The organism is bacterium, from assembly GCA_021158245.1.
GTDB lineage: Bacteria > Zhuqueibacterota > QNDG01 > QNDG01 > QNDG01 > QNDG01.
In genome coordinates this window covers 1-10,374 of record JAGGVB010000027.1, presented here as the reverse complement: position 1 = coordinate 10,374, position 10,374 = coordinate 1, and the positions used below count along the sequence as shown (strand labels likewise).

Sequence of the window (10,374 nt, the reverse complement as noted above, 5' to 3'; positions counted from 1 at the left end):
GTTTAAGGATGATAGTGGCATTCATGGTCTTGCGTGAAAAGGTGATGCTGCCACTGTTATCCAATGCATGCAAACGCAAGAGCGGCCCTAAACCTAAAAATAGAGTCCCTATAGATTATCATTACGAAAATATCAAAACTGAGATGCAAAGCATCTTTAAACATATTGGAATTGCAGCATAAACATAAACTAACATATAAACAAAAAATTGTTTATCTTGCTTTGATAAGCGCCTAAATTATTCAACTCGGCAATGAAGGAACAACTCAAACAACTGGCACGCCACACCGTCATATATGGCTTTGGCAGAATATTAAACCGCTTTTTAAGCTTTTTGTTGCTTCCGGTTTTTACAGCCTACTTAACTCCCTCGGATTACGGAATCATATCTATATTGGGATTAATTGCCTTCGTTCTGACTCCTGTCTTTACACTGGGTTTGAATGCCTCAATGGGCGTATCTTACTTTGAGGGTGACAACACATCTCGAAAGGAAGCGACGGTCTGGACAACTTTTGTTCTTCTTGTCCTGAGTGCAGTAATAATGGTTATTTTAGGAACTTTATTTTCGTGCCAGATAAGTTTATTGGCCCTGAGAAATGATGTATACTCAAATCTTATAGTCATTTTCTTAATCGCCACGGCTATAAGTATCGTTCAAACACCATTTCAACTATATCTGCAATTTGAAAAACAGGCAAAACTTTTTGTTGTGTTGACATTTCTTTCGGCACTATTTGTGATAGGTGCAACTTTCTGGATGGTCGTGGTACTCAAAAAAGGTGTTCTTGGTTATGTACAGGGCTACCTGATTGGTCAGATTGGGAGCTTTTCGTTAATCCTTTTATTCGTAACTACAAAGATTAAATTACGTTTTAACCCCTTGATAACCAAAGAGTTGCTTCGTCTTGGACTTCCCCTTGTTCCAAGCTTTGCATTCTTCTTCATCTTGAGAGACGCTAATAAATATCTGCTCCAATGGTTCGATGGCCTTGATTGTTTGGGTGTCTATACAATCGGATTTAATATAGGGATGATAATGACTGTTTTTGTAAATGGATTTATCTCTGCATGGTATCCCTACTTCATGTCATTTATGGAAAAGAAAGAAGAAGCTTCTCGTTTATTTGGACGAATATTGACATATTATGTGTTCGGTTTTGGTACGCTTTGTATAATGTTTTTCATTGCGGCAAAGCCGGTAGTGTACATAATGACTCAGCCGTCGTTTCACAATGCCTATAAAGTTGTAGGATTTTCGGCTACTACTCAATTTCTTATCGGTGTATTCAGTATTCTACTGCCGGGTATGTATTTTGCGAAACAGATCAAGTATGTTAGTATAATTCAAGGAATAGCGGCAGTAATTACCATACTTTTAAATTTATTGTTTATTCCATTATACGGCATGATGGGTGCTGCGATAGCTCTGATGCTTGGATTCCTTTCAATGGTATTGTTGACCCAATTATGGAATACCATGAAAAAAAGTGAGTATATCCAAGTATCTCATGAATGGAACCGCATAGCTCGTTTTTCTTTAATATTTTTGGCATATATGATCATTATGCCATTAGAAAGAGAACTTCCTCTATCAATGGAAATAGGGATATCAATAATTTCAACAATACTACTTTTTGTATTAATTTATTATTCCCTGAATTACAACGAGAGGCAGACACTATGGAAAATTAAAAATAAAGTATTACCAATTATTAACAGAGTACATTTATCTTAGAGAAAATAAACAATGAAAAGTAAAATCATTAACTCAGTCTATTCAAGAAAACCTCTCAGACATCATGGCACAATTCCTGTATTCTCGGAATCAAACGAATATATTGATAACTATGAAAAGATTTCTTCCGATCATTTAGAACATTTCCAAAAAACCGGACACAATCCCTTCATTGAAGAAGCACTTTGGAAACAATGCGAACAATCAACAATCGACCTTATAAAAACATATTCTAATGATAATGATAAAATTTTAGATGCTGGTGTGGGTATGGGACGTTTGCTGTCTCATTTCCCTTATTTAAAACGTTATGGTTTTGATATAAGCTTTGGCTACTTGGAACTATCACAAAAGAAAGGAATCGAAGTCTGCTATACATTAGTGGAAGAATTGCCCTATAAACAGGAATATTTTGATGTTGTTGTTTGCACGGACATGCTTGAACATGTATTAGACCTGAACTTGTCAGTCAGGAATCTTCTAAATGTTTTAAAAAAGAGTGGCATATTAATTGTTCGTGTTCCATACCGTGAAAACTTATATAGCTATCTTCCAGAAGTCTGTCCTTATAAGTATGTTCATGTAAGAAACTTTGATGAAAACTCTCTAAAGCTACTATTTGAACGTATCTTTGAATGCAAAGTTGTTGAAATTACATATGCTGGATATTATCCAGCAATGGGCCGACTTAAATGGTCCTTGCCATTTTTTGTGGGACATTCTATATGGCGGCAAATTTTAACGAAAATTCAGAAATATGCTCCCATATTGCATAGAAAAATCATAGAATACTTGTATTATCCAATTGAAATGAACTTTGTAATAAAAAAGTAAGCTCGACAGTAAACTGCCACGCATTAAAAGGGATTATTTTTCTTATGATAAACGGGATATTGCTAATATATCGGCTTTCTTTGATTGAAAACGCCCCAACGATTATGGAACATATTGACGCATTTTCAGATTACTCCCAGTTTAAAGTTTGGAAAGTAAATACCTGCTTTGGCTTTCCAAAAGATTTATCAAAAATAAAATTCAAAATCATCCTTCTTCATTATTCTCTTTTTGGAGCGGCACCCTTCGGACTTGCAGGTAAATTCTTGGATTACGTTAAAGAAAGTAATAGCAGTTATAAAATTGCTTTCTTTCAGGATGAATATCATTTCTGTCCACATAGATTTCATTTAATAGACCAGTGTAAGCTAGATTGCATTTATACTTTAGTAGAACCCCTTTATTTCAAAAACACATACGAAAAATATACTAAGGTACCTAAAATATTTTATAATTTAACTGGTTATGTTAGCGATAATCTAATTGAAATAGCTGAATTGTATTTTAAACCAGACAAAGAACGTCAAATTGACATTGGTTATAGGGGTCGTCAATTACCTTTTTACATGGGAAAGGGTGCTCAAGAAAAACATTTTATCGGCGTTCAATTTCGTAAACTTGCATCTGAATCAGGATTAAATCTTGATATTGAAACAGAAGAAAGCAAAAGAATATATGGAAATAAATGGTTCGAGTTTCTCGCTAATTGTAAAGCTGTACTTGGCGTTGAAGCCGGAGTATCTATATTCGATTTAAAGGACACTGTACGTCAATCCTGCGAAGAAACTATTACAAATAATCCGCGAATTACTTTTAATGAAATATATAACAAGTTTTTACATAAATACGAAAATAACATTCCGTATAGAACAATCAGCCCGCGGCATTTCGAGGCATCTGCTTTTCGCGTATGTCAAATTTTATTTGAAGGAAAATACTCCGGGATTCTGAAACCTATGGTGCATTATATTCCGCTAAAAAAAGACTTTTCTAACTTCGACGAAGTAATCAAAATGTTTAATAATCAGGAGTTGCGGCATAGATTAACAGAAAAAGCATATCAAGATTTAATAGCTTCAGGAAATTATAGCTATAGAAACTTCATCAAAACATTTGATGACGAGTTAATGGTTGGAGGTCTACAACCCAATAATGTTTCCGGTGATGAAATACAATATGTTGAAACTACACTTAAAAAAGGTAGCTTTTATCGTTTGTTAAGATCTCTACCATATCGACAGCTTCCGTTTAGAAAACAAGTTATCAATATTTTAAGACCGTTTATTAAACGCCATTTCAAAAAGTCTATAAGTATATAAGATTTAAGGGTATTAGATGTTAAATATTTTAATTGTATATGGAAATTACAATTATCCACTTAGATCAACAGTAAAAGATCATCTTTACTGTTTCAGCCGTTATTCAAATTACAACATTATTTATCTCAATTTGGCTGTAAGAAAAGTTCCTTCTTACATCTTCAAAGTTCCGATTGATCTCGTAATATTTCACACAACCTTTCTTTCAAAACGCTGGGTCAATTTCAATAGTTTCCTCAAAAAAGCAAGACCTCTGAAAGAATTAAAAACCATAAAAGTAGCCTTGCCCCAAGATGAATTTATAAAAACTGACATGCTCTGTGATTTTATAAATGAATTTGAAATTGACTATGTCTTTTCAGTTGCTCCCGAATCGGAATGGCCAAAGATTTACCACAAGGTAGATTTTCAGAAAGTTAAATTCCTTAAAGTGTTAACCGGATACCTCGATGATAAAACGCTTTTACGTATCAAAAAACTCGAAGAATCTTCTTCTAATCGGCCAATCGATATTGGATACAGAGCTTATGGGATTCGTCATTGGTTGGGAAGACATGGATTTTTAAAAATCAAAATTGCCGATATATTTAAAGATGTAGCTAACAAATATAATCTAAAGTGTGACATATCTACCGATGGCAAAGACACCTTCTACGGAGATGACTGGTACAGGTTCTTGTTACGATGCAAGTATACAATAGGAGTAGAAGGTGGAGCTACTGTCTTAGACAGAGATGGATCCATAAGATATAAAACAGAAAATTATCAGGCTAAACATCCCGACGCAACATTCGACGAAATTGAGGCTTCATGTTTCCCTCACGAAGATGGCTTCCTGAATCTAATGGCAATTTCACCAAGGCATTTAGAAGCGTGTGCTACAAAAACATGTCAGATACTCGTCGAAGGCAGATATAATGATATCCTGCTTCCTGGGAAGCACTATATTGAGTTAAAGTATGATTTTAGCAATATTGATCAAGTGATAGATACTATCAGTAAAGATAAAATACGATACAAGTTAACGGAACAAGCTTACCGTGATATAGTTGAATCGGAACGATATACATACCGAAGTTTTGTGAATACTATTTTAGAAAAAACTCTCGGCCATAAAAAAACTCCTGAATTCAAAGAAAAACTGTCATTTGGACAAGTTTTTGCGTATAAGTGGATGATCTGGGCGGAAACCTTTTCATGGATTGGGGTTATTGTTACGTCAACCATCATAAAATTGGGCAAGTCTTTTTTGCCCGGGACTTATAGTAAATTGTTACGATTAATGAGGAAGTAATATCTAAAATTCAGAATTATTTTGACGAAAAATAACTAAGTGGGAGATTATTCTATGAAAGTTTTAATTACAGGTGGTGCGGGCTTTATAGGATCGCACCTTTCGGATCGTTTATTAGCTGAGGGAAATGAGGTTCTTGTAATTGATAATTATTCAACCGGTCGACGTGATAATCTTAAGGCTCATCCTAATTTGATTATTGTTGAAGGAACAATTGCCGACGAAGAAATAGTGGCAAAAATATTTGATGATTTTCATCCCGACCAGGTTGTCCATGCAGCAGCCTCTTACAAAGACCCTGACAACTGGGAAGAAGATGTACGTACCAATGTATTGGGATCAGCAATCATTACTAAAGAATCCAGACGTCTCAATGTGTCTCGTTTAATCTACTTTCAGACGGCACTTTGTTATGGTTTGAAACCTGTTGAACAACCGATAACACTAAACCATCCCATACAACCTGAAGGAAGTAGTTATGCAATAAGCAAGACAGCTGGAGAACAATATATCAAATTATCCGGTATAAACTATATTACGTTCCGTCTCGCAAACGCATACGGTCCCAGAAACATAAGCGGTCCATTGCCCACCTTTTATCAGCGGCTTACCAATAATAACCCTTGTTTTGTCATGGATACAAGACGCGACTTTATTTACATACAGGATTTAATAGACGTTGTAATGACAGCACTGAAGGGTGAAGGTTCTGCGGGTGCCTATCATATATCTTCAGGTAGAGACTTCTCAATTAAGGAACTATTCGATGCAACAGTCCAGGCCTTAGGTATTACTCTGGATGAGGAAGTTGAGATTCGTCCCAGAGGAGAAGAGGATGCATATACTATTTTACTTGATCCATCGAAAACCGAACAGGATTTTAAGTGGAAAGTTACAACATCACTTGAAGTAGGTGTCAAGGTTGCCGTTGAATATTATAAAAGGTATGGAATTACCGAAACATATACACACCTGAGAGTAGAAGACACCAAAAAGTAAAATAACACTATTATCAAGGAAAACTCCGAACAAATATGTGTGGTATAGCAGGAATCTTAAATTTAGAGCACAGTCCCTATCCCAATCTTAAAGAACACCTTCATGTTATGAACCAGGTTCAGTCTCACAGGGGGCCGGATGGTGAAGGAATATGGACGCATCAACATAATCATGTTGGCTTTGCTCACAGACGTCTCAGTATCATAGATCTTAATACCGGTGCACAACCTATGACAGATATTAATGGGAATGTCATTTGTTATAATGGTGAAATATACAATTATCGTGACTTAAAAAAGGAATTATCGAATTATCAATTTAAAACATCATCTGATACTGAAGTAATTCTTGCTGCCTATAATAAATGGGGAACTGAATGTGTAAATCACCTGCGTGGCATGTTTGCATTTGCCATATGGGATGGAAGAAAAATGCGCTTATTCTGTGCACGTGACCGTTTTGGTATCAAACCATTTTACTACGCTGTTATCAACAATGTTCTTGTTTTTGCGTCTGAAGCAAAAACTTTACTGCTATTCCTGCCACAAATCGAAACCGATATAGATGCATTAAATGATTATCTTACATTCCAATTTATTCTTGATGGAAAAACTCTATTTGCGGGAATACACGAACTGCCAGCCGGTCACACTATGACTGTAAATCGAAATAACATACAAACAAACCAATACTGGGAAGTTTATTATATACCTGACTTTAATCACACGGCAAGATATTTCACAGAGGAACTCCGCAATCTCATTAATGAGTCTGTCGAATATCATATTGTAAGCGATGTGCCTTTCGGATCATATTTAAGTGGTGGAATTGATTCGAGCGCTATCACCTCACTTGCTTCATCATTTACTAATGATGATGAATTTAAAGCATTCACTGGCAAATTCTCCCTTGGTGAATTGTATGACGAAAGTAAATATGCCAAAGCGCTTGGATCATCTTATGGGTTGTCGCTTCATGAGATAGAAATAACAAGTGATGATTTTATAAAAACATTTAATAAGGTTATTTATCACCTTGATTACCCTGTTGCAGGACCTGGTTCTTTTCCCCAGTATCACGTATCAAAGCTTGCATCGCAATATCGGAAGGTAGTTCTTGGAGGGCAAGGTGGAGACGAAATATTCGGTGGATATACCCGCTATCTGATTGCATATTTTGAACAGTGTATCAAAGGGGCTATTGATGGCACATTACAGAACGGAAACTTTATAGTCACTTATGAATCGATCATACCAAATTTAATTGCCCTGCAAAATTATAAGCCACTAATCAGGGAATTTTGGGGAGAAGGTCTTTTTGATGATATCGATAAGCGCTACTATCGGCTTATCAATCGAGCAAATACTTTAGAAAAAGAAATCAGATGGGATGTACTCGGAGATTACTCGCCATTCGAGGCTTTTTCCAAGATCTTCAATGGAAGCAATGTCGGTAAAGAATCCTACTTGGACAAAATGACGCATTTCGATTTTAAAACACTATTACCTGCGTTACTTCAAGTTGAAGACCGCATGAGCATGGCTCATGGTCTTGAATCACGTGTGCCATTTCTTGATCACCCGATTGTCGAGTTTGCTGCAACAATGCCGTCTGATATCAAGTTCAAGGACGGAACATTAAAAATGGTCCTTCTCAATGCAGTAAGAGACCTTCTTCCGGATATCATCGCAAACAGAAAAAACAAAATGGGCTTCCCCGTACCTGTTAACGAATGGTTTAAGGGAAGCTTGCGTGAATATATCTTTGATATTTTTAACTCACGAAAAGCAAAAGAACGGTTTTATATAAATTCTGAAGAAGTACTAAAAGGTCTTGATTCGGAATCAACGTTCGGTAGAAAGATTTGGGGATTGCTAAGTCTTGAAGTTTGGCAACAGGAATTTCATGATAAAAGTCACTACTATAAAAACCTCATAAATTGAAATAAACGAAGGTAAACCAGGGAAAAGAATTGAAAGAATTTTTCTCAAAAAAGATGTTAGTGATCGGTGGTGCAGGTTTCATAGGAAGTAATCTGGTAAAGACACTCTTAGAAACGAGGCAGGTTGAAATCGTTATTGTTGACAACCTGCTTTCCGCTGAAAGAGTTAATGTTCCCGCAGTCCCAAATGTAAAATTTATAGAGGGATCGATAGCAGATGACAGGATACTATCTATGCTGAAAGATGATTTTGATTATGTGTTTCATCTCGCTACTTATCACGGAAACCAGAGTTCTATTCATAATCCTCTCGCCGATCATGAAAATAATACGCTGACAACTCTTAAACTGTATGAGCATATTAAAAATTTTAGCAGAATCAAAAAAGTTGTCTATTCTTCAGCGGGATGTACCGTGGCAGAAAAAACATATGAGACAGCTCATGCAACAACCGAAGATACACCTGTATCACTCTACTTGGATAGTCCTTATCAGATTTCAAAGATTATTGGAGAATTCTATTCAAACTACTACTTTATGCATGATAATCTTCCCATAGTTAAGGCTCGGTTTCAGAATGTCTATGGTCCGGGAGAAATACTTGGAGCAGGGAAGTGGCGGGGAACACCGGCTACCGTTTGGCGTAACGTAATCCCCACCTTTATTTACCGCGCAGTCAAAAAGATGCCACTTATAGTGGAAAACGGTGGTATTGCTACTCGTGATTTCATATATGTTGATGATATTGTGCGCGGATTAATGTTGTGTGCAACAACCGGGAAACCGGGTGAAGTTTATAATCTGGCCGGTGGTATTGAAACCCCTGTATTGAAACTTGCTCAATTGATAAATAAACTTACCGAAAATCCTGTTCCAGTTCAAATGGGTCCAAAACGAAATTGGGATCGCTCCGGAAAACGTTTTGGAAGTACTGAAAAGGCAAAAAATCAATTGGGTTTTGGCCCCATGATCAATTTAAAAAAAGGGATAATGCTTACAATAGAGTGGACTAAAAGTCATATATCCTTAATTGATAATTGCATCAAGAAATATGATAATCAAATCAAATGAAATTACTTTTTGATCTGGGACATCCTGTCCTGCACATGTTCATCTTTTTCGCAATCTCATCAAGAAAGTGACAAGGGAGGGGGGAGAAGTTTTAGCCGCTTCTCGAGATAAGGATGTAACTGTCGATTTGTGTAAAGCATACGATATTCCGCTATTCACACCCTTAATTATTCATCACTCATAAGTTAGTGCGTACTGCGAAAATTCGCCCTTCTGTGCGGTTGCAAAACTTTCAGAATAATGTTCTATAAGATCAACTATCCAAGACGTAACGTCAATCTTATCTTTCAACATATTCCAACGCCGTTTCTGCCATTCTTCATTTAGGTCTTTAGATGCCCATTCCTTCATAGTTTGCACAATTTCGTTCCATTGGTTCAATTGGTAATGTTTTATAAGGCCATATTTTTTATCCTGCTCCGTTGTATAACCCCTTCCCGTATTTGAAATAAAAATCGCCGGAATACCCAGGCATGCCGCTTCCGATGCCATTGTTGCAGATTCGCCCACAATCATTTTACATGACAACATGAAGTCGTGTATTTCAGACGGATGAATTTTACAGGCAAATTTTGCAATTTCATCAGGTAAAGGAGCTTCAGAAGTAATATGAACGGACCCGAAATCTTTTAGGATATTGACGATTTCTATTTTTTGATTAATAGACAATCCTTTTTCGCCAATATCGTGACCTGCCTGCCATCCCACGAATCGAACCAGGAATTTATTTTCCGGTTCGATTCTTTTAGTCACGTAACGAGGGGCTAAATACGCCAATTCATGATAGCCGGGATAATGGATCTGATTTTTCCAGGAACCACCGACTTTATGGTCAAAGCAGGTCGGCAGGATAACATGTCTGCTTAGTGGAAAAGATAATTTATTTCCCCATCTGTCATTTTCAGTGTCTGAGAAAGCAAGTGTCGGTACTCCGTAATATCTTCCAACTGGCGCGTTGAATATGCCGCTTATCTGGAGCATCAGGTCTATCTGGTTTTTCCTGATTATTCTTGATATTTTAAATTGTTGTTTAATGAGCTCTATTATTAAACCTGTTAGGCCTTGGCCTTTGCTTGTAAGAACAGTGTGTTTAATTTTATAGGCATTCAATAAATCGATTGTGAATTCTTTATCCCTTGTTCCTATAATGACATTATGTCTTTTTTGAAACAATGCC

The 10,374-nt window shown here is 36.4% G+C and carries 9 protein-coding genes; 8 read left to right on the top strand and 1 reads right to left on the bottom strand.

Annotation, left to right across the window (positions count from 1 at the left end; translation table 11 throughout):
* From J7K93_01475 to J7K93_01440, 8 genes are all read left to right on the top strand, one after another.
* A partial coding sequence (locus tag J7K93_01475; protein ID MCD6115659.1) for a hypothetical protein occupies nucleotides 1-182 on the top strand: 182 nt, incomplete at its 5' end.
* A 71-nt stretch (nucleotides 183-253) separates the two neighbouring features.
* Complete coding sequence (locus J7K93_01470; protein ID MCD6115658.1) at nucleotides 254-1,738, top strand: oligosaccharide flippase family protein; 1,485 nt, start codon at nucleotides 254-256, stop codon at nucleotides 1,736-1,738.
* 12 nt (nucleotides 1,739-1,750) lie between these two features.
* A complete protein-coding gene (locus J7K93_01465) occupies nucleotides 1,751-2,572 on the top strand; it encodes a class I SAM-dependent methyltransferase (GenBank protein ID MCD6115657.1) in 822 nt (273 codons plus the stop codon).
* 44 nt (nucleotides 2,573-2,616) lie between these two features.
* Nucleotides 2,617-3,891 carry a hypothetical protein gene (locus J7K93_01460; GenBank protein MCD6115656.1) on the top strand — a complete coding sequence of 425 codons (1,275 nt, stop codon included), beginning with the start codon at nucleotides 2,617-2,619 and terminating at the stop codon, nucleotides 3,889-3,891.
* Between the two features lie 16 nt (nucleotides 3,892-3,907).
* Nucleotides 3,908-5,185 (top strand): hypothetical protein, encoded by a 1,278-nt coding sequence (locus J7K93_01455; protein MCD6115655.1) that lies wholly within the window; start codon nucleotides 3,908-3,910, stop codon nucleotides 5,183-5,185.
* Between the two features lie 54 nt (nucleotides 5,186-5,239).
* A complete protein-coding gene (locus tag J7K93_01450) occupies nucleotides 5,240-6,184 on the top strand; it encodes an NAD-dependent epimerase/dehydratase family protein (GenBank protein MCD6115654.1) in 945 nt (314 codons plus the stop codon).
* 35 nt (nucleotides 6,185-6,219) lie between these two features.
* Nucleotides 6,220-8,127 (top strand): asparagine synthase (glutamine-hydrolyzing), encoded by a 1,908-nt coding sequence (asnB, locus tag J7K93_01445; GenBank protein ID MCD6115653.1) that lies wholly within the window; start codon nucleotides 6,220-6,222, stop codon nucleotides 8,125-8,127.
* A gap of 53 nt (nucleotides 8,128-8,180) precedes the next feature.
* Nucleotides 8,181-9,197, top strand: a complete 1,017-nt coding sequence (locus J7K93_01440) for an NAD-dependent epimerase/dehydratase family protein (GenBank protein MCD6115652.1) — start codon at nucleotides 8,181-8,183, stop codon at nucleotides 9,195-9,197.
* Between the two features lie 174 nt (nucleotides 9,198-9,371).
* Here the strand turns inward: J7K93_01440 and J7K93_01435 are convergent.
* Nucleotides 9,372-10,374 (bottom strand): DUF354 domain-containing protein (locus J7K93_01435; GenBank protein ID MCD6115651.1); only part of this gene is annotated, 1,003 nt, incomplete at its 5' end.

Excerpts from the sequence above, each read along its gene's own strand:
- J7K93_01470 (MCD6115658.1), top strand. The coding sequence starts at position 254 with ATGAAGGAACAACTCAAACAACTGGCACGCCACACCGTCATATATGGC.
- asnB (MCD6115653.1), top strand. The coding sequence starts at position 6,220 with ATGTGTGGTATAGCAGGAATCTTAAATTTAGAGCACAGTCCCTATCCC.
- J7K93_01465 (MCD6115657.1), top strand. The coding sequence starts at position 1,751 with ATGAAAAGTAAAATCATTAACTCAGTCTATTCAAGAAAACCTCTCAGA.
- J7K93_01440 (MCD6115652.1), top strand. The coding sequence starts at position 8,181 with ATGTTAGTGATCGGTGGTGCAGGTTTCATAGGAAGTAATCTGGTAAAG.
- J7K93_01455 (MCD6115655.1), top strand. The coding sequence starts at position 3,908 with ATGTTAAATATTTTAATTGTATATGGAAATTACAATTATCCACTTAGA.
- J7K93_01450 (MCD6115654.1), top strand. The coding sequence starts at position 5,240 with ATGAAAGTTTTAATTACAGGTGGTGCGGGCTTTATAGGATCGCACCTT.
- J7K93_01460 (MCD6115656.1), top strand. The coding sequence starts at position 2,617 with ATGATAAACGGGATATTGCTAATATATCGGCTTTCTTTGATTGAAAAC.